The sequence below is a fragment of the Martinezella sp. CNPSo 3959 genome, assembly GCF_057784355.1.
In genome coordinates, this window is sequence record NZ_JBXSOV010000016.1 from 122,241 (window position 1) to 140,962 (window position 18,722).

Consider the following 18,722-nt stretch of genomic DNA (forward strand, 5'->3'; position numbering starts at 1 on the left):
CCCGCTTCCGATGCAATAGGGCGCAGAAGAGGGATTGCGGCTTTTGCCTAAGCAGTTTTGAGAGACATCATGGCAAATCGGGCGGACTGGAGAAAAAATATTCCATATAGGCTCGATGGCGGGTATTTCCGTCTTTGCCTATAAAATTTGTGGTCTTTATCTTCCGTGTCATTGAACCCGAGAGGATGACATGAGAATTCATATTGCAGGTCTTTTTTCCGCAATTCTACTTGCAGCGACTGGGGTCGCACAGGCTGAGACAATCAAGGTTGGCGTTGTGCCGGGGGTTTATGCCGACTCCATCGAGGCGTTGATCCCCGAGGCAAAGGCCAAGGGCTTGGATATCCAGGTTGTCGAATTCAGCGACTGGACCACGCCAAACATCGCGCTTCAATCCGGCGATATCGATGTCAACTATTTCCAGCATCAGCCGTTCCTGAACAATGCGATCAAAGAACGGGGCTATGATTTTGGCAGTGCGGGTATCGGCGTTCTCGCCAATATCGGCATCTATTCCTTGAAGTACAAGAATTTTGCCGATGTGCCGCAAAACGGAAAGGTTGCGATCGCCAATGATCCCGTCAATCAGGGTCGCGGACTGCTCCTGCTGCAAAAGGCCGGGCTCATTAAGCTCAAGGACGGTGTGGGCTTCAAGGGCACGCTTGACGATATCGTCGACAATCCCAAGAAGCTGACCTTCAACGAGGTCGAGGGTCCGCAGCTTGCGCGCGTGACCGGCGATGTCGACTTGGCCCAGGGCTATCCGCACTTCATCGTCGCATCCAAGGCCTTCGATCCGAGCTCGGGCCTTATCTATTCCGGTGTGGACGATAAGCAATTTGCCATCATTTTTGCAGTACAAAAGCAAAAGGTAAATGATGCCGGGATTAAGGAGCTCGTGGCGCTTTATCAGAATTCGCCGGCCGTACGGGCGGCAATCAGCAAAGCATTCGCCAATGATCAGAAGCTTTATACGCTCCCATGGCTGAATTGATCGAGCGGACACGGCAGGATCCGGAACACAAGACGGCGGCGAGCGTCGGCACCTTGCAGCACGCCGCCGCTGTCGGTCAGCCGCTGTCAGGCTCTCCGGTAGGGTCGGTAGCTTTTGACGGTGTCGAGAAGATCTATTCGTCGGCGGCTGGTCCGGTCCATGCCCTCAAGAACATCAGCCTCGATGTGCCGGCGGGTGCGATCTATGGTATCATCGGGCGAAGCGGGGCCGGAAAATCCAGCTTGCTGCGGACTATAAACCGCCTGGAAAAGCCAACCGGCGGAAAGGTCCTGGTCGACCGGCAAGACATTTCGGTGCTCGATGAGGATGCGCTGGTCGCATTGCGACGACGCATCGGCATGATTTTCCAGCACTTCAATCTTCTCTCAGCCAAGACTGTCTGGGGCAACGTTGCTTTGCCATTGATCGTTGCCGGCGTGCCGCGCCGGCAGATCGAAGAAAGAGTGGCCGAAGTCCTGTCGCTGGTGGGTTTGGAGGGCAAGGAGAGCGCCTATCCATCGCGCCTTTCCGGTGGTCAGAAGCAACGTGTGAGCATTGCGCGCGCACTTGTTCATAGGCCGGAAATCCTCCTTTGCGATGAGGCGACATCGGCGCTCGACCCGGAGACGACGCTTTCCATCCTGGGCCTACTCAAGGACATCAATCGCCGTCTCAAGCTGACCATCATTCTCATCACCCATGAAATGAGCGTCATCCGTGAGATCTGCGACCACGTGCTTGTTCTGGATCAGGGCGAGATTGCCGAAGCCGGGCCGGTCTGGCGCATTTTCGGCAATCCGCAGCATTCTGCCACGCAGGCGCTCTTGCGGCCACTCAACCGTGAAATTCCGGAGGATATAGCCAGGCATCTGCGATCTTCGCCGCGCAACGAGCACTCGCAGGCTATCTGGGAACTGATCTATACGGGTGAGGGTGGCTTGGAACCCGACCTTTCCCGGATAGCCAGCGCAACCGGTGCTTCCGTGCGGTTGCTGCAGAGCTCGCTCGATCGCATTGAGGGTCGCGTTCACGGCCGACTGTTGATTGCAGTACGCCAGGCGGCGAGCAATCCGACGGTCTCTTCGCAATTTGCCGATCTTGCTCATCAAGTCAGGGTATTGGGTTATGTCGACCATGATGTATGAACGCCTGTGGCAGGCGTTTCTCGATACGATTGCGATGGTCGGTGCTTCCGCTCTCATCGCATTTATCGCCGGCATTCCTCTTGCCGTCTTCCTGGTGCTTTCAGCGTCTGGCGGTCTCATTCATGCGCCGCGGTTGCATGGCATTCTCGCCGCAATCATCAATGGCTTTCGGGCCACGCCGTTCATCGTTCTTCTGGTGGCGTTGTTGCCATTGACCCGATGGCTCACCGGAACGACGATCGGTGTGTGGGCCGCCGTCGTGCCGCTTTCCATCAGCGCGACGCCGTTTTTTGCGCGCATTGCCGAAGTCAGCCTCCGCGAGGTTGACGGCGGGTTGATCGAAGCTGCCCAGGCGATCGGCTGCCGCCGCTGGCACATCGTGCGTCATGTGCTTCTGCCTGAAGCGCTTCCAGGCATCGTCGGCGGCTTCACCATCACCATCGTCAGCATGATCGGCGCCTCGGCCATGGCAGGCGCGGTTGGTGCCGGCGGTCTCGGAGATATGGCGATCCGCTATGGCTATCAGCGCTTCGATACTACCGTCATGGCGGTGGTCATCGCCGTGCTCATCGCCATGGTCTGTTTGGTGCAGTTCGCGGGCGATCATGCCGTGCGGCGCCTGCGAGCGCGCTAATATCAGCGACAATATCCGGAGTAGCTCCATGACTGAACCTGATGCCGTGCCGGCTGCCTCCGGCTCGAAAGAAGAAAGCGCAATCAGACGCCCGTTGCCACCGCGTACTCCACATCTGATCCGCTCGGATGCCGAAGCGCTGGAGATTGCCGATAGCCTTGCAGCTCGTTTTGCAGCAGGTGCTGCAGAGAGGGACCGTGTTCGTCGTCTTCCTTGGGATGAGGTCGAGGAATATACCGCAAGCGGCCTCGGCGGTATCACTGTGCCGAAGGAATACGGAGGCGCCGATGTCTCCTGCGTAACGCTTGCCAAGGTCTTCGAAATCCTTTGCGCAGCCGACCCTGCACTCGGTCAGATTCCGCAGAACCAATTCGGCGTGCTGGCGCTCCTGCGCGATGTGGGATCGCCGCAGCAGAAAGCCCGTATCTACGGCGATATCCTTGCCGGTTATCGCATCGGCAACGCCGGACCGGAGCGTGGCCGGAAGGCGGTCAACCACAGCTCAACTCGCCTGACGCGCGGGGCAGATGGACTAAGATTGACCGGGCGGCGCTTCTATTCCACTGGTGCCATCTTCGCTCATTGGATTCCGACGCGCGCCGTCGACGATGACGGGCGTGCGGTCCAGGTCTGGGCTGCCTATGATGCGCCGGGCGTGCGCGTCATCGACGATTGGTCTTCCTTCGGCCAGCGCACGACGGCCAGCGGTTCGGTAGAGTTTACTTACGTGCCGGTGGAGGAAGCTTTGGTTTTCCCGGTCTGGTCCTATGCGAACAGGCCCGGTGTCTCCGGTCCCGTCTCGCAGCTCATTCAGGCGGCGATCGATTCCGGCATAGCGGCGGCTGCGATTGCCGATGCCGTGACCTTCGTCCGCGATCACGCAAGACCTTGGATGGATTCGGGCCTGCAGTCGGCCAGCGAGGATCCGACGATCCTGCATGAAATTGGCGATCTCCATGCGGACTTGCACGCGGCGCAAGCACTTCTTTACGAAGCGGGTGCCGTTATAGACGAAGTGGCAAAGGCGCCTGTCAGCGAGGCGGAGAGCGCCAGAGCTTCCGTTGCGGTTGCCGAAGCCAAGATATTGACGACGGAAGTCGCGTTGAAGGCGGCTGAAACGCTTTTCGATGTCGCGGGGTCCGCGGCGACGCGGGCTGCCCACAATCTGGATCGACATTGGCGAAATGCGCGGGTGCATACGCTTCACGACCCCGTCCGCTGGAAATATCATCTGCTCGGCAATTATCAGCTCAACGGCATATTCCCGGCCCGCCATCAATGGAACTAGCGAGAAAAACCGTGACTGATACCGACTTTCGCGTCCCCGTCGAACCCGCACTGCCGCCGCTGCGGCGCCCCGATCTCATCTCCGACGACGAGCAGGCGATCGCGGTGGCAACCGTCCTGGCGGCGGAATTTGCCGCCGGTAGCGCCGAACGGGACAGGGATCGCATCCTGCCATGGCGTGAACTGGAGCGTTTCAGCGAAACTGGTTTGTGGGGCATTACCGTGCCGCGCGAATTCGGCGGTGCAGGCGTGTCGACGCATACGTTGGCTCAGGTGATCGCCATTATCGGTGCCGCGGACGGATCGCTGTCGCAGATTCCTCAAAATCATTTTTACGCGCTTGAAGTCTTGCGCGTCGGAGCCTCAGCCAAACAGCAACGTTTCTTTTTTGAGCGCGTGTTGGCGGGCGAACGTTTCGGCAATGCGCTGGCGGAAATCGGCCAGCGCGATTTCAAGCGGCGTACCCGGCTTTTGCGCGAGCGGGGAAAGTGGGTCGTTCACGGACGAAAATTTTACTGCACGGGCGCCATTTATGCGCACTGGATTCCGACCCTTGTTGTTACCGAGGAGGAGGCAAGGGACGTCACTTATCTCGCCTTCGTTCCGCGACATGCGCCCGGCGTAACGGTCATTGACGATTGGGACGGCTTCGGGCAGCGGGTTACCGGAAGTGGCTCGGTCGAATTCGATCACGTGGAGATCGAGCCGGAATGGATCGTCCCCTTTCAGTCTTCCTTCGAACGCCCGACGACGATCGGTCCCGTCGCTCAAATCATGCATGCGGCCATCGATCTTGGTATAGGGCAGGGTGCCTATCGGGAAATGTTGCGGTTTATCCGCGAACGGGCTCGGCCCTGGCTGGACTCCAAGGTCGAACGTGCCTCGGAAGATCCCCTGACGCTGCAAAACGTCGGGAATGTCTGGCTTCGGCTGCGGGCCGCGGAAGGCTTGCTGAAGCGAGCTGCAGAGGCAACGGATGCGGCTCGTGCCGATATGACCGAGGATAGCGTTGCCCGCGCCTCGATCGCCGTTGCGGAAGCGAAGATATTGACGACCAAGGCAAGCCTGCTTGCCGCCAACAAGCTGTTCGAGCTGTCGGGCACCTCATCGACGCTTTCGGATGACAACTTCGATCGCTATTGGCGCAATGCCCGCACCCATACGCTGCATGACCCGGTGCGCTGGAAATATCAGGCCATCGGCAACTATTATCTCAATGGCAAACGGCCACCGCGCCACGGCGCGATCTGAAATCGGAATAGCTGAAGATGGCGACCAGGAAAAAACAGATATTGCTCAACGCGTTCAACATGAACAGCGTCGGGCACATCAATCACGGGCTATGGGCGCATCCCAGGGATCAGTCGCATCGCTACAAGACACTCGACTATTGGACCTCGCTTGCCGCCACACTGGAACGCGGGCTGTTCGACGGTATCTTTCTTGCCGACATTTTGGGCGTCTACGACGTCTATCAGGGCTCCGCCGATTTGACGCTTCGTGAATCCATTCAGTTGCCGGTCAACGATCCTCTGCTGCTCGTCTCCGCGATGGCGGCCGTAACCCGGCACCTTGGATTTGGTATCACCGTCAATGCCAGTGCTGACGCGCCGTATATTTTTGCCAGACGCATCTCGACCCTGGATCATCTGACCGATGGCCGCGTCGGCTGGAACATCGTGACGGGCTATCTCGACAGCGCGGCGCGGGGGCTGGGTCTTGACAACCAGATCGAGCATGACAGCCGCTATGATCGCGCGGATGACTATCTCGACCTGCTCTATAAGCTGTGGGAGGGAAGCTGGGAGGACGACGCGGTCCTGATCGATAAGGAAAGGCGTATCTATGCCGATCCGGCAAAGGTGCACGTGATCGACCATCAAGGGCCGTTCTACCGCTCGCAGGCCTATCACCTGGCCGAACCGTCGCCCCAGCGCACGCCGGTTCTTTATCAGGCCGGAACGTCTGGCCGTGGGAAGCAGTTTGCAGCGCGCCATGCAGAATGCGTCTTCATCGCAGCCCCCGACAAGAACTCAGCCCGCGCGGCCTCCCGTTCGTTGCGCGAGGCAGTGGTCGCGGCGGGCCGAAGGCCGGAAGACATAAAGATCTTTCTTGGCATGACAGTCATAACCGACCGCTCCGTCTCGGCGGCACGGGACAAGCACGCAGAGTATCTTCGGTACGCCAATCCGGAGGCAGGGCTTGCTCATTTTTCGGCCAGCACGGGCATCGATTTTTCCAGGTACGATCTCGATGAAGCCATCATCTATGGCAAATCCAATGCCAGCCAATCGGCAACGCAGATCGCTCAACAACGCGGCTGGACAAAGCGACAGTTGCTGCAGGAGCTTGCCATGGGTGGGCGTTACCCGGTCGTTGTCGGCGATGCCACGGAGGTTGCCGAAGAGCTTTCGTCATGGATGGATGAAGGCGAAATCGATGGGTTCAATCTTACCCGCACGGTCGTGCCGGAGAGCTTCGAGGACTTTATCGACATTGTGGTGCCGGCGCTTCAGGAGCGCGGTCTCTACAAAACCGCTTATGAACAGGGCTCGCTTCGGAGAAAGCTTTTTGGTGAAGGTGACAGATTGCCGGATCGTCACATAGGGGCATCCTTTCGCCGTCCATGATCAGCCAGATCGGGCACGAGCAAACGCTGAACGTATGTTGAGGCCAGCACCGTCCACGGATGCGAGAAAGGACATGATTGCTCTTTTAGCCAGCGGCTTACGTCGCCGGTATGGCCGCATCAAGATGCTCGACATCAATGTGCTTGGTCTGCTTCTGGTTATCCAGGCGGCTGCGCCGCATCTGGGTGAAGGCGGCAGCGACACTGTGCGAAGACGCAGGGCGTCAGGGTGTGAAAGCCTTCGAGGTGAACAGTGTTGCCAGGCGCGACAACTCCGGCCCGAGAACGCGATCGTCATTGACCGGAGGCACGACGCCGCGCACCTCCGAAACGAAATCACGCAATGCAGCCGGCGCCTGACGGCCGGTAACGTGGAGTGCCTGCGAAGCGATCACGGCAAGGCTCGCCAGGCAGGCGTCCAGGCAGCGGCCCGCTCGTTCTTCCTTGGCCCAGGCCAGGAAGGCAGTGGCGGCAACATCGTCCTGACCTGATCCTGCCGATTCCGTGCCGGGTATGAAGGTCCGCTGTGCAGCGAGTTTCGCTTGTTCGAGATATCCGGTTGTCGCCATCGGCACGTAGCCGAGGCTGCCGTGGCCATCGCTGTCGCTCGGATGACGGCCGACCATCAGCATGTCGGGCAGATGCGACACCGCGCCGTTCAGGAGCTTGGAACCATGGCGGTCACACAGGAGACAGATGTCGGCCCAGATGGCGGCAAGATCATCCAGCGCCGGCGCGGCCATCGCGTTATGATAGCCGCCCGTGCTGATGCACCGGCCGAGCGGATGCTCCTCGTCCGGCGGAATGTAGACCGGGTTGTCCGAGGCCGAGGCAAGCGACAGATTTGCCGCGCGCTCGGCGGCGGAGACGGCGCGATGGGCATGGCCCAGCACGCGAGGCACGATGCGATAGCTCACCGGAGCCTGATAGTTGCGGCGATCGGTGCCGGCGTCCGCGAGAAGCGTGCGCAATGCGCGAAGGGCTGCTGCTTCATGTTCGTCGCCCCAGAGCTGCTCTAGCGCTGCGTCATAATGCTCCATAGGCGCGCGGAACGCCTCGATCGACAGGGCGAAGACCTGTTCCACCAGATGAAGACGCCGCCGCGCTGCCAGGGCGGCATCCGCCAGAAGGGCAGCCGCGCAGGGCGAGCCGTTGATGAGGGATCCTCTTTCCTTGACTTCGAGGTCGAAGCGGGCTGTTAGCTCGGCAAACAGTGGATAGAGCGCAAGAATTTCTCCGGCGCCGCCTTGGCCTGACGATGCGACCGTCGGCAACGGAGCGCCATCGAGCATGTCGGCGACCGCCAGCGCGATGCGTGGGGTGGTCGCAGCGTTGCCCTCGATGAAATTCGCAAGACGGGCAAACACCATCGCCCTGACGACACGTTCGGGATAGGGATCGCCGAAGGATGTCGCGGCGGCAAACGCCTTGATCCGCGCGTGGCGCTCGCGCTCCTCCCGGGAAAGACGCGTGCCTGCCAGCTCTCCCATCGCCGTCGTGACACCGTAGATCATGACCGTCGGATCATTGTCGATCAGCAGCAGGAATGCTTCACGGCAACGGGCAATCTCGGCGATGGCCGCGTCGGAGATCTTCACATTCTCCCCCTGCCAGGCGACGCGAAGAACGGACTGGAGATTGATATCTGCCCTTTTCGTCAAAGTGACTGTCATGTTCGTTCCTTGGGGTAGGCGGGAATTGCGTGGTGCTTGCGCGCGAATTGTTCATCGCTCACCGGGGGCGTCAAGCGGCGACAGGCGCCTTCGCCGCTTGCTATGGCGCTATTCGCCGCGCACGATCCCTCTCGCCCTGGCATCCGCTATTCCTGGCGATGGTCTTCGCACGGCGCTTCGCTGTTCGATATGACTGACTTCGCCGAAAGTCGTTTTACGTTTTGCTCGGAAGGCCCGATAGTTGGTGGAAAACTTGCCTATTCGACCCTCGAGATGGCATCCGGCGCCGGTCACCATGCGGCCTTCATCGCGACCTTTGCTCCGAGCGCGATGATCTTCGTACTGTGCCGCGACGGGCGTAGCCATACACCGGACGAATGGGCGGAACCCGACGCAGTTGTAGCGGGAGCCTCGGCAATGCTGGAAGCAATCACGCGGCTCGACGAGACACTCGACATTCATTCGCCAACCGGGCTTTCGATTTAGGGAATACAGCAGTGACCGACCAAAGCATGCGCGGCTTGCTGGCCGCATTGGAAAACAGCGGTGACCTGCACCGCGTCGACCGGCATGTCGATACTCGCTTCGAGATCGCCTCCATCCTTTCCCTGCGGGAGCGTGGTCCGGCGCAATTGTTTACGCAAGTGAACGACGGCGCCATGCCTGTTGTCGGTAATCTCTATAATGACAGGGGGCGGTTCGCTACGGCCCTTGGCATTCCGAGGGAACAGCTGGATTCTCTGTGTCTGTCCGCGCTGGAGCGGCCCATTGCGCCCAGAATGGTCGATGATGGACCGGTTCAGCAGATCGTACATTGCCAGCCGCTGGACATCGGTCGCCTTCTGCCGGTGCCGCATTGGTTCGAGCGGGAGGCTGCGCCCTATATCACGGCAGGGGTCATCGTCGCCAAGGATCCGGAAACGGGCCGGCGCAATGTCTCGATCGCGCGGCTGAGACTGGAAGGCGGTTGCCGGCTGATGGCCGGGATCGCAAAGAACCACCATTTGGCGCGGATCGCGGAGAAGGCCCATCAGAGAGGGCATGATCTCGAAATCGCAGTCGCGATCGGCAACCATGCAGCCGTGCTACTGGGCTCACAGATGTATGTCGGCCTCGGCGATGACGAATTCGATATTGTCGGGGGATTGCTCGGCGAGCCCGTTGAACTCGTGAAATGCAAAACCGTCGACTTGGAAGTTCCTGCGCATGCGGAAATCGTTCTCGAAGGGCGTTTGCGGCCGGCCGATCTTATCGAAGAGGGAGCCGTGTCCGAATTTCCCGGCTTCTATGTCTATTATGGTCCCGGAATTGCCGTCGAGATCGACTGTGTCACGCATCGATCGGACGCTATCTATCAGGCCATCCTGCCCGGCTACGCGCCGGAGCACTGCCTGTTGGGCGCCGTGGCCATCGGTGCGACACTGACGCGCGATCTGCAGCGATCGATTCCGGCCGTCCGTCGTGTGCTTGTGACGGATGGGGGGATGGGGCGGCTGCATGCAATCATCACGATGCACCAGCCGCGGCTCGGCGAGGGTAAGCGCGCAGTCATGCTGGCAATGGGGCTCGTCAATCTTCTCAAACTTGTGATCGTGGTGGAGGATGACGTCGATCCGGAGGACTCCCGGCAAGTCGAATGGTCGCTTGCAGCGCGCTTCCGCGGTCACGAGGATCTGCTTGTTCTGCCCGGCGTTCGGGCGGACCGCTGCGATCCCCTGCATGAGAACCTCGTCGTCACCAAGATCGGCATGGTCGCCACGACCCGGCCCGGCGACGGTGATGCCGGCGGTCGTTCCGAATTCGTAAGGCCGCCCCAGGATGTCTTCGAGCGCATTCGAAAAGAGCTGCACCTTTACTGATCCGTCGAACTGATCCGGGAGTTTTCCTTGTCCAAAGAACGCTTCATTGTTGCCATTACCGGAGCATCCGGCCACATCTATGGCATACGATTGCTCGAAACGCTGCGTGAACTAGGCCTGGAAACCCATCTCGTCATGTCCAGGTCGGCCATTGTCGCTCTAGCCCACGAAACCGATCTGAAGCTGAAGGACGTTCATGCCTTAGCCGATTACGTTCACGGCAATGATGATGTGGCGGCGCCGATTTCCAGCGGATCCTTTCGGACGCGTGGAATGATCATCGCCCCGTGCACCACCAAGACGCTGGGTGAAATCGCCTCGGGTGCGTGTGGAACGCTTGTCTCGCGCGCCGCCGATGTCGTCCTCAAGGAACGGCGGCGGTTGGTCATGATGCTGCGCGAGACGCCGCTGCATCTCGGCCACTTAAGAAATATGGTGACGGTGACGGAGATCGGAGCCATCATCATGCCTCCTGTGCCGGCTTTCTATCCAAAGCCTGCGACCATCGACGAAATTGTCGATCATTCCGTTGGCCGCGCGCTTGACCTTTTCGATCTCGACAGCGGCCGGCTCAAGCGCTGGAAGGAGCCATCTGCGGATGTTCGCAAATAGCGCAAGGCTTGTCGCATCATTCTGACGGATGGATCGTTCGCGGCAGGGACGTTTGCCTGCCCAGACCCATCAAGGGCAGTTGATGCTTCAAGGCATTGATCAGAGATCGCTCCATGTCGGTCAATACCCGCTCGGGCGAGAAGAGAATAGACAGGCGGCGCCGAATGGCCGGTTCAGAGATGGGGTTGAACTGAAGCGCGCCTGTCTCCACGAAATTCTGGACCGAGGATTGCGGCAAGATCGTCACAAGGCGCATGCGCCGGACCATCGCCAGCAACGCCGTCAGGGAGTTGACCTCCATCTGCGGTGCAAGGTGCCCGCCCAGTTCGGCTGCTGCCTTGTCCAGGACTTGCCTAAGTCCAAAATCATCGCCTGGAAGCGCCAACGGCAGCTTCAGTGCATTGCGCAGCGGGACCTCGCCTGGTGGAAGGATGGGTCTCGCCGGATTTGACACGACCCCGAGTTGATCCTCGGTTGCCAGTTCATCCTGCCACGAGCGGGAAACTTGCGCCTCGACCAGCGCGAAGCCGATCTCGCCAGCGTCCACGCGCTGTCGCAACATCTCGGCGGAGCCTTCAATGATCTTCAGCTTAACCTTCGGATAATGGCCCGACCACTCCTCCACCGCGGCAGCGAGAGCGCGAGCCAGGGCGCCTTCGGGATGGACGAGGGGTATCACGCCGATGGCCAACCGCTCTCGTCGCGCCGTTGCATAATGCGCGGCATTGGCGGCGATGCCATCACAGGCCTCTGCCGCCGGCGCCAAAAGAGAGATTAGCGTGTTGGTGTGTTCGTTCGGCTGAAGACCGGTCCTCTGGCGAGTAAACAGGTCTCGCCCGACAGCGGCTTCCAGTTTGCGGAGCTGGTTGGAAAGGGCGGGTTGGGCGACGCTGAGGCGTTTGGCCGCCCTGGTGACACTTAATTGTTCGGAAATCGCCAGAAAATAGCGGATCTGTTTCAGGGTGATGCGAGGCTTGTAGTGAACGACCGTGTTGGCGAGTTGCAGCGCCTTCCGAAGCTCTTCGACATAGGCGAGTGCAGCAGGTTCATCGGCAGAAAAACGCGCGACAACCGGACTTACCAGGTCGATCGGCAACCTGGCATAGGCGAGGTTGAGACGGGAAGCGCTCGCCATGACGAGACTTTGCGGAGCGAGGAGATGAAAGGGTGCGAGCTCCCGGGAAAGCCGGGCAAAGGTTCCGACATCCTCCTCGATGACGATGGGGTCCGGAAGTTCGTGTTTCGCACAGTAGGCGCGCACGTGACGAAGCTGCGTGTCGCCCAGCGGCGGCAGGAATAGTGACATCTCCCGCAATGCCGCAAAACTCACCACGCCGTTCATGTCAGCTTGACGGTTGCCGCCGCCGCCAATTGAGATCCACTCGTCCCGAAACAGCACGATGCTGTCCCGCGCTTCTTTATCCTGCGCATAGTCCACGGTGATGCTGGTGCATTCGTTCAGCGCGCCAGAGGGACCGTGCTGTACATGCTCTCTGGCGTTCCATTCCAGCGCATGGACGTAAGGTGCCCTCCCGAGCATGAAGCGCGTGGTGGCGATAAGATCGGGATTGTTTTCCCGAATGGAACGGATTGCGAGGCTTGCCGCGCGCGACAGCCGACCCGCCATAAACTGCAGCGGTGAAGTGATCTCAAGCCGCTTTATGAAGTCGAAGGGCCTAGCCCGCAGGATCTGTTCAGCGGCCTCCACTGCTTGAAGCAGAGGCTCGACCGATTGATAAAGCCAGCGGGCCGCCTCCGTCGGAAAATGTCCGTTGGGGCCTCGCTCGAACAGGGTGATTCCCAACTCGCGCTCCAGTGAATCGATGTTCTCACTGATGGCCGATGCTGAAATTTTTGAACTTGCCGCAGCCTCAGCATGGTTCTTGAATTGGCATGCGAGGATGAAGTAGGAGAGTTGCGTCGTTTCCATTGATGTTAAAATACAACAATTTGGCGCATCAAGATATGATGACGGCAGACGCTATGCACACTCAAATCGCGCGAAAAATTCGCCAATGTTTGGTGTTTTTACGATATCTGAAAACCCAAGCGGTAGATCGCACGACGATTGCTGGCCGGCGAGGCAAATCGGCCTGAAAGTCAATTCGGCTTTGCGAAGCGCTCTATGCGGAAGTCCTGCAGCGGAATATCCGTTTTCCCTATCGTCATGATCTCAGCCATGACGTCGCCGACGCCGGGTCCGAGTTGGAAACCATGACCGGAAAAGCCAAACGCGTGGAAGAGTCCCGGTGTCGTCGATGACCGTCCCATCACCGGAAGGCCGTCCTCGACATAGCCCTCGCAACCCGACCAGGTGCGTATCACCGCAACGTTTTTCAGCGCCGGCAAGATCGGCAGCAGCGAACGAAGCTGGCCCGGCAAGCGAGTAGGGTCCGCCTTGGCGTATCCGGTATCGAGCGACACGTCGGTGCGCTCGGCGCCGCCGCCGAAGACGATGTTGCCTCGTTCCACCTGCCGCAGGTATCCGCCGCCGTGATCATGTGCCCAGACGCCGACGACCGGCAGAATGCGATGGGGGAGAGGTTCGGTCACGCCCATTTGCGGACCCCTGGCAGTAATCGGAACCGCCTCTCCGAACAGGCTTGCAATGCGCGCACCCCAGGCACCCGTCGCGTTGAGCAGCATCGAGGCTTCGTACAAGCCTTTCGACGTTTCGACCTGAAATCCGTACTCACTTGTCCTGACGGTCTCGATCTCGACATTTTCGACGATGTCGGCACCCAATTTTCGGGCGGCGTCTGTGAAGGCCGGTGCAATGAGACGCGGGTTGCCGCTTCCATCGTTCGGGGAAAAGGAGGCGCCAATCGCGTCGGGGCCGAGACCGGAAAAACGAGACCGCACGTCTTTCGCGGTCAGTTCCTCCAGTTCCAGTCCCCACGGCCGGGCCTCCTTGACGAAGGACCGCATCGCCGCAAGCCCTTCCTGGCTGAACACCAGCCGTAGATGGCCGGTTGCGCGGAATTCCACGTCTCGTCCTAGCATGGCCTCGGCCTCTCGCCACAGGGCAAGCGAGCGGTGAGCAAGCGGCAATTGTGGAATATACCGGCCGCTTCGTCTGACGTTGCCGAATGACGCTATCGTCGCGCCGCTGCCGACCCGATTGCGTTCGATAAGCGTCACGCGGATGCCGCGCCGGGCGAGAAAAAAGGCCGAGGCAGCTCCCATGAGCCCGCCGCCCAGCACGATAGCATCCATTGAGGATCTCCAGAGGCTGAAAACAGTCCCCATCCTGTCCGACCCGGCTCGGCGCTGTCAAAGTCGGGATTACGCAATGCCCATAAGTCCGGCCTATGGGTTTTGCCGGTCGTCAGAGCATAAGTCCGGCTTATGACGTTTGGCGTTTTCGCTCTTGGACCTTGCCGACCCGTCCATGCCAGTTTCGGGACAGGCAAAGGAAAGGAACCGATATGGTGGATGCGGCAAGACAAGCAGTAGAGGCTTCGCAGCAGGACTGGAAGATCGGCGTCGATATCGGCGGCACCTTCATCGATTTCTGCGCGCTGGAAAGCCGCTCCGGTCGCATTGCTTCATTGAAAGTGCTGACGACGCCCGATAATCCGGGTGCGGAGTTGATGACCGGCCTTTCCCTGCTTGCCGAGCGTGAGGGGTTGCAGCCGGACGAAATCAGTCGCTTCGTTCACGGTACCACGGTCGGTATCAACACCGTCATTCAGAGGCGCGGCGTGTCGCTCGCGCTCCTGACGAATGCCGGGTTCGAAGATGTCATCGAGCTCGCCCGGCTGAAAATGCCTGACGTCTATTCTCTTTTCTGCTCGCGGCCGGAACAGCTCATCGCACGCGACATGATCTTCGGCATCCCCGCGCGCTTGCGGGCCGATGGCAGCGAAGCGCGGGCGCCGGACATGAAAGCGGTTGCCGCGGCGGTGGCGGCCGCAAAGGCCAAGGGCGCGGCGGGCATTATCATATCCTTTCTGCATTCCTGGCGGGACGATGCCCAGGAAACCGCGGTCAAGAACGAAATTGAAAAACTCGCACCCGATCTCTTCGTTTTCACCTCCTCGGAAGTGTGGCCGGTCATCCGCGAATATGAGCGGACGACGACGGCGATCCTCAACGGCTATGTCCATCCGCGGGTTTCGGGTTACCTGACGGCTCTTGAGGACAAGCTCGTATCGCGCGGAGTGAAGGCGCCGGCCCTGCTGACGAAATCGAACGGCGGCGTGATGAACGCGGCGGAAGGAAAGCGTTCCTGCGTCCAGATGCTGCTTTCCGGCACGGCTTCGGGCGTGATCGGTGCAGCCTGGCTCGCGCGTCTCGCCGGTGAGAAACATGTCCTCACCCTTGACATCGGCGGCACCTCGGCAGACTTCGCGTTGATCATCGACGGCGAGCCGCAATTCGGGACAGGCGAACTGATCGGCGAGTTTCCACTTCACATTCCCTCGGTCTCCGTCAGCTCCATAGGCGTCGGCGGCGGTTCCATTGCCAGCATCGACGCCCATGGCGTCTTGCGGGTGGGGCCTGAATCGGCCGGCTCCACACCCGGTCCCGCCTGCTATGGCCGCGGCGGCACGCAAGCGACCGTGACCGATGCCATGGCCGTCTGTGGCTGGCTGGGGCATAGCGAAATGGCCTACGGTCAGTTGCAGGTCGATGTCGGGCTGGCGCGCGCAGCCGTCACGACGCTTGCCGAGCGTATCGGCCGCTCGGTTGAAGAGGTGTCCCAGGCTATTCTCGATATCGCTATCTCGGAGATGTTCGTCGAGGTGGAGAAGCTGGCCTCGCGGGCCGGGGTCGACCTGCGGGAGTTTACCCTCATGCCGTTCGGCGGTGGCGGCCCGATGCTGGGCGCGTTCCTTGCTCGCGAATTCCGCATGGCCAAGATCATCGGACCGCCGCGTCCGGGCGTAGTGTCGGCTCTCGGCGGTCTGGTCGCGGATCTGCGCGGCGACTTCATCAAGACGGTCTTCACGCATCTATCGCCGGCAGCCGTGCCGTTGCTGCGCGGTTCCTTGGAGGCGCTGTCGGATGAAGGGCGAGGCTGGCTCATCAAGCAAGGCCATGAAGGGCCTGCCGAATTGCGGATTTCCGCCGACATGCGCTACGTCGGCCAAAGCTTTGAAATCGAGGTTCCGCTGCAGGCGGCCTGGGTAGCGGAAGGCAATCTCGCCGCGATGGAAGAGGCGTTCCATGCCATGCACGCCCGCCTCTATGATTTTGCCGACCCGGACGGCGGGATCGAGATCGTCAATCTCCGTCTGTCCGCCATCGGCGCCGGACCGATGCTGCAAACGACAATCGATCTCGAAGAGATTCCCGGCATGGCCGAGCCGGAACGCGAAATACCGGTCTATACCGGCAAGGCATTCGAATGGATCGGGCTATACCGGCGGGACCAATTGCATCCGGGCGGGTGCTTCAGCGGCCCCGCCGTCGTGGCCCAGGACGATACGACCTTCGCCATTCCGGCCGGCACGCAGGTGACGATCGACTGCCACCTGAATCTTCATCTCACCTTTTCGGAGTAACGGCCCATGTTCGACCGTTCGAACCTTCAAGTGTTTGCCAACCATACCAAGGCCGCCGCCGAGAACATGGCCTATACGCTGCAGCGGACGGCCCACTCAGCCTTCGTCAAGGAGACGGAGGATTTCACCGTTATGCTGATCAATCGCAAAGGGGAAACCTTTGGCGTCCCGATGAGCCTTGGCGCGACATGGTATCCGGGGCTTACCTATACCCGGGCCATCGAAATGGTCGGGGACTACAAGCCGGGCGACGTTGCCTTTACCAATGATCCCTATTCCTGTTTCGTGGCGACGCACGCACCGGACACACATCTCTGGAAGCCGGTTTTTTATGACGGCGAGATCATCGCCTGGACCGGCGGGCATATCCACAATACCGACATGGGCGGCGCTGTGCCTGCTTCCCTGTCGCGTGCGCTGACGGAGATCCATCAGGAAGGCATTCGTTTTCCGCCGATGAAGCTGGTCAATGAAGGTGTCTTCGACGAAGACATCCTGAAAATCATGACCACGAATGTGCGCAAACCCGACCTCAACATCGGCGACATCAAGGCGCTGGTCGGTGCGCTCAACACCGGCGAGCGCAAGATTTTGGCCATGGTCGAAAAATTCGGCAAGCAGGCATTTCTCGAAGGCGCTGACGTGCTTCTCGATCACGCCGAAGCACAGGCGCGGGATCTCCTGCGGACGATGCCGGATGGCACGTGGGAATTCGTCGACTATGCCGACGAGGATTCCGTCGAAGCCAATCCGTGTCGGCTGAAGCTGACGCTGACGATCAGGGGCGATGAGGCGATCCTCGATTTTACCGGCTCCGATCCGCAGCTCGGCTCGTCTCTCAACGTTCCCTCGGGCGGAGATCCGCGCCACACCATGCTGCTGGTCGGCGTCTATTACATTCTCTATACGCTGAACCCCAAGATCCTGCTCAACACCGGGTTGACCCGCCCCTTTACCTGCATTGCGCCGCAGGGGAGCGTTCTCAATCCGGTATCGCCGGCAGCCGTCGGCATGCGTTCGCTTACCTGTGCGCGCCTCCGGTCCGTGATCTTCGGCGCCTTCAGCCAGGCAGTTCCCGATCTGTTGCCTGCTGCACCTGCCGGCAACAATTGCATCGTCAACGTCATGACCACGGATGAACGGACCGGCCGCAGCGTGATCGCCGCCGTCAACCCGGTGGTCGGCGGCGGGGGCGGGATGCCACATCGTGACGGGACCAACGGTTCGGGTGCCGATGCAGGTTATCTGAAGAATACGCCGATCGAAATCACCGAAACCGAAGTGCCGATCGAGTTTGTCAAATATGGGCTTGCCAGAGACAGCGGTGGTGCCGGCCGTTGGCGTGGGGGCCTTGCGACCGAGATGGCGTTCCGCGTGTTCTCGCCCGGAAGTCGTATCACGGTCCGCAACCGCGACCGCAGCTTCTTCCGCCCCTGGGGTGTGCTCGGCGGCAAGGCGGCGGGGCTCTCAGACATGGCATTGAACCCCGGGCGTGAGGATTATCGCCGGCTCGGTAATATCGATACCGCCGTGTTGCAGCCGGGAGACGTGCTTGAGATCCGCTCGGCCGGTGGCGGCGGTCGCGGAAATCCGCTTGAGCGCGAGGCCTGGCGCGTGCTGCAGGATGTGGAGCGCGGCTATGTTTCCTTGGAAGTGGCCGAGCGCGACTACGGCGTCATCATCCGCGACGGCAAGGTGGACGAAGCCGAAACATCCCGTCTCAGGGCATCGCGCACGGTTCCAACGGCCCATTTCCATTACGGCGCGGAGCGTGAAGGCTACGAGGCGCAATGGACATCAGCTGCTTACGACCTGCTTACGGATATTCTGGCCTGTCTTCCGATCCATTGGCGCTTCTTCACCAAGACGGAGATTTTCCGCCGAATGAAGGGACGTGCGGGACAAGAGGGCGTTGTCGCGGCTTTTGCCGATGTCCGCGCACGGTTCCCGGAAATGCCGGAGGTTCGTCTTCAAATCAAAGAAGTGGGGGCGGCCGAATGAGCAAGGGGCCGCGTCCGACTGGAGAAACGGGGCGCATCGTCCGTCTCGCCGAACAGGACCGGCCATCCGTCCGCTTCCTGCTCGACGGCATGGAACGGGAAGCCCTGGCCGGTGACACGGTGCTGACGGCGATGCTGACAGTCTCACAGGTTCTTCGGCCATCCGAATTCGGGCCGGAAGGGCGGGCCGGCTTCTGCCTGATGGGCGCCTGCCAGGACTGCTGGGTCTGGCAGCATGATGGAGCCCGCCTGCGCGCCTGTTCGACCCTCGTCGGTAACGGCATGTCCCTGACGACCCAGGCACCGGGAGATTGGCCATGACGGTGGCGAATGACCGGAAGGCAACGGTGATTGTCGGGGCCGGTCCGGCGGGCATACG

At 60.4% G+C, this 18,722-nt stretch carries 15 protein-coding genes; 12 read left to right on the forward strand and 3 right to left on the reverse strand.

Translation table 11 applies throughout. The features are described 5' to 3' along the window. Nucleotides 1-190: 190 nt before the first annotated feature. From AC13RE_RS25330 to AC13RE_RS25355, 6 genes are read left to right on the forward strand one after another with little or no spacing between them, the layout of a single operon-like run. Nucleotides 191-994 (forward strand): MetQ/NlpA family ABC transporter substrate-binding protein, encoded by an 804-nt coding sequence (locus tag AC13RE_RS25330; protein ID WP_488564965.1) that lies wholly within the window; start codon nucleotides 191-193, stop codon nucleotides 992-994. Further along, nucleotides 982-2,139 carry a methionine ABC transporter ATP-binding protein gene (locus AC13RE_RS25335; RefSeq protein ID WP_488564966.1) on the forward strand — a complete coding sequence of 386 codons (1,158 nt, stop codon included), beginning with the start codon at nucleotides 982-984 and terminating at the stop codon, nucleotides 2,137-2,139. Before AC13RE_RS25330 ends, AC13RE_RS25335 begins: the two co-directional genes overlap by 13 nt. Next, the gene (locus tag AC13RE_RS25340) at nucleotides 2,120-2,773 is read left to right on the forward strand and encodes a methionine ABC transporter permease (RefSeq protein WP_015343691.1); all 654 of its coding nucleotides are present in this window, start codon (nucleotides 2,120-2,122) and stop codon (nucleotides 2,771-2,773) included. Before AC13RE_RS25335 ends, AC13RE_RS25340 begins: the two co-directional genes overlap by 20 nt. A 28-nt stretch (nucleotides 2,774-2,801) precedes the next feature. Further along, the gene (locus AC13RE_RS25345) at nucleotides 2,802-4,061 is read left to right on the forward strand and encodes an SfnB family sulfur acquisition oxidoreductase (protein WP_488564967.1); all 1,260 of its coding nucleotides are present in this window, start codon (nucleotides 2,802-2,804) and stop codon (nucleotides 4,059-4,061) included. Continuing rightward, entirely contained in the window at nucleotides 4,052-5,311 is a 1,260-nt protein-coding gene (locus AC13RE_RS25350; RefSeq protein ID WP_488564968.1) for an SfnB family sulfur acquisition oxidoreductase, read from the forward strand. Before AC13RE_RS25345 ends, AC13RE_RS25350 begins: the two co-directional genes overlap by 10 nt. A 17-nt stretch (nucleotides 5,312-5,328) precedes the next feature. Then, the gene (locus AC13RE_RS25355; protein ID WP_488564969.1) at nucleotides 5,329-6,690 is read left to right on the forward strand and encodes an LLM class flavin-dependent oxidoreductase; all 1,362 of its coding nucleotides are present in this window, start codon (nucleotides 5,329-5,331) and stop codon (nucleotides 6,688-6,690) included. Nucleotides 6,691-6,913: 223 nt separating this feature from the next. Here AC13RE_RS25355 and AC13RE_RS25360 read toward each other — a convergent pair whose 3' ends face one another. Further along, a complete protein-coding gene (locus AC13RE_RS25360) occupies nucleotides 6,914-8,362 on the reverse strand; it encodes an aromatic amino acid lyase (protein ID WP_488564970.1) in 1,449 nt (482 codons plus the stop codon). Nucleotides 8,363-8,464: 102 nt separating this feature from the next. Here AC13RE_RS25360 and AC13RE_RS25365 point away from each other — a divergent pair, with 102 nt between their 5' ends. Genes AC13RE_RS25365 through AC13RE_RS25375 form a run of 3 tightly spaced genes read left to right on the forward strand, consistent with a single transcriptional unit; the run spans nucleotide 8,465 to nucleotide 10,833 of the window. Further along, nucleotides 8,465-8,848, forward strand: a complete 384-nt coding sequence (locus AC13RE_RS25365) for a M20/M25/M40 family metallo-hydrolase (protein ID WP_488564971.1) — start codon at nucleotides 8,465-8,467, stop codon at nucleotides 8,846-8,848. A gap of 11 nt (nucleotides 8,849-8,859) precedes the next feature. Continuing rightward, the gene (locus AC13RE_RS25370; protein WP_488564972.1) at nucleotides 8,860-10,221 is read left to right on the forward strand and encodes a UbiD family decarboxylase; all 1,362 of its coding nucleotides are present in this window, start codon (nucleotides 8,860-8,862) and stop codon (nucleotides 10,219-10,221) included. A 27-nt stretch (nucleotides 10,222-10,248) separates the two neighbouring features. After that, on the forward strand, nucleotides 10,249-10,833 hold the full coding sequence (locus AC13RE_RS25375) for a UbiX family flavin prenyltransferase (RefSeq protein WP_488564973.1): 585 nt from the start codon (nucleotides 10,249-10,251) through the stop codon (nucleotides 10,831-10,833). 16 nt (nucleotides 10,834-10,849) lie between these two features. Here AC13RE_RS25375 and AC13RE_RS25380 read toward each other — a convergent pair whose 3' ends face one another. After that, nucleotides 10,850-12,763: a LysR family transcriptional regulator gene (locus AC13RE_RS25380; RefSeq protein ID WP_488564974.1), complete on the reverse strand. Its 1,914-nt coding sequence runs from the start codon at nucleotides 12,761-12,763 to the stop codon at nucleotides 10,850-10,852. 170 nt (nucleotides 12,764-12,933) lie between these two features. Beyond that, nucleotides 12,934-14,049 carry an NAD(P)/FAD-dependent oxidoreductase gene (locus AC13RE_RS25385; RefSeq protein WP_488564975.1) on the reverse strand — a complete coding sequence of 372 codons (1,116 nt, stop codon included), beginning with the start codon at nucleotides 14,047-14,049 and terminating at the stop codon, nucleotides 12,934-12,936. Nucleotides 14,050-14,261: 212 nt separating this feature from the next. On the opposite strand from AC13RE_RS25385, the gene AC13RE_RS25390 reads away from it, so the two are divergent. From AC13RE_RS25390 to AC13RE_RS25400, 3 genes are read left to right on the forward strand one after another with little or no spacing between them, the layout of a single operon-like run. Next, a complete protein-coding gene (locus AC13RE_RS25390; protein ID WP_488564976.1) occupies nucleotides 14,262-16,343 on the forward strand; it encodes a hydantoinase/oxoprolinase family protein in 2,082 nt (693 codons plus the stop codon). A 6-nt stretch (nucleotides 16,344-16,349) separates the two neighbouring features. Beyond that, nucleotides 16,350-18,344, forward strand: a complete 1,995-nt coding sequence (locus AC13RE_RS25395; protein ID WP_488564977.1) for a hydantoinase B/oxoprolinase family protein — start codon at nucleotides 16,350-16,352, stop codon at nucleotides 18,342-18,344. Then, nucleotides 18,341-18,664, forward strand: a complete 324-nt coding sequence (locus AC13RE_RS25400; RefSeq protein ID WP_488564978.1) for a (2Fe-2S)-binding protein — start codon at nucleotides 18,341-18,343, stop codon at nucleotides 18,662-18,664. Before AC13RE_RS25395 ends, AC13RE_RS25400 begins: the two co-directional genes overlap by 4 nt. The last annotated feature ends 58 nt before the right edge of the window (nucleotides 18,665-18,722 follow it).

Coding starts and splice junctions, on each gene's coding strand:
- AC13RE_RS25380 (WP_488564974.1), bottom strand. CDS start 12,763: ATGGAAACGACGCAACTCTCCTACTTCATCCTCGCATGCCAATTCAAG.
- AC13RE_RS25365 (WP_488564971.1), top strand. CDS start 8,465: ATGGCGCTATTCGCCGCGCACGATCCCTCTCGCCCTGGCATCCGCTAT.
- AC13RE_RS25355 (WP_488564969.1), top strand. CDS start 5,329: ATGGCGACCAGGAAAAAACAGATATTGCTCAACGCGTTCAACATGAAC.
- AC13RE_RS25395 (WP_488564977.1), top strand. CDS start 16,350: ATGTTCGACCGTTCGAACCTTCAAGTGTTTGCCAACCATACCAAGGCC.
- AC13RE_RS25350 (WP_488564968.1), top strand. CDS start 4,052: ATGGAACTAGCGAGAAAAACCGTGACTGATACCGACTTTCGCGTCCCC.
- AC13RE_RS25390 (WP_488564976.1), top strand. CDS start 14,262: ATGGTGGATGCGGCAAGACAAGCAGTAGAGGCTTCGCAGCAGGACTGG.
- AC13RE_RS25345 (WP_488564967.1), top strand. CDS start 2,802: ATGACTGAACCTGATGCCGTGCCGGCTGCCTCCGGCTCGAAAGAAGAA.
- AC13RE_RS25340 (WP_015343691.1), top strand. CDS start 2,120: ATGTCGACCATGATGTATGAACGCCTGTGGCAGGCGTTTCTCGATACG.
- AC13RE_RS25360 (WP_488564970.1), bottom strand. CDS start 8,362: ATGACAGTCACTTTGACGAAAAGGGCAGATATCAATCTCCAGTCCGTT.
- AC13RE_RS25335 (WP_488564966.1), top strand. CDS start 982: ATGGCTGAATTGATCGAGCGGACACGGCAGGATCCGGAACACAAGACG.
- AC13RE_RS25400 (WP_488564978.1), top strand. CDS start 18,341: ATGAGCAAGGGGCCGCGTCCGACTGGAGAAACGGGGCGCATCGTCCGT.
- AC13RE_RS25385 (WP_488564975.1), bottom strand. CDS start 14,049: ATGGATGCTATCGTGCTGGGCGGCGGGCTCATGGGAGCTGCCTCGGCC.
- AC13RE_RS25330 (WP_488564965.1), top strand. CDS start 191: ATGAGAATTCATATTGCAGGTCTTTTTTCCGCAATTCTACTTGCAGCG.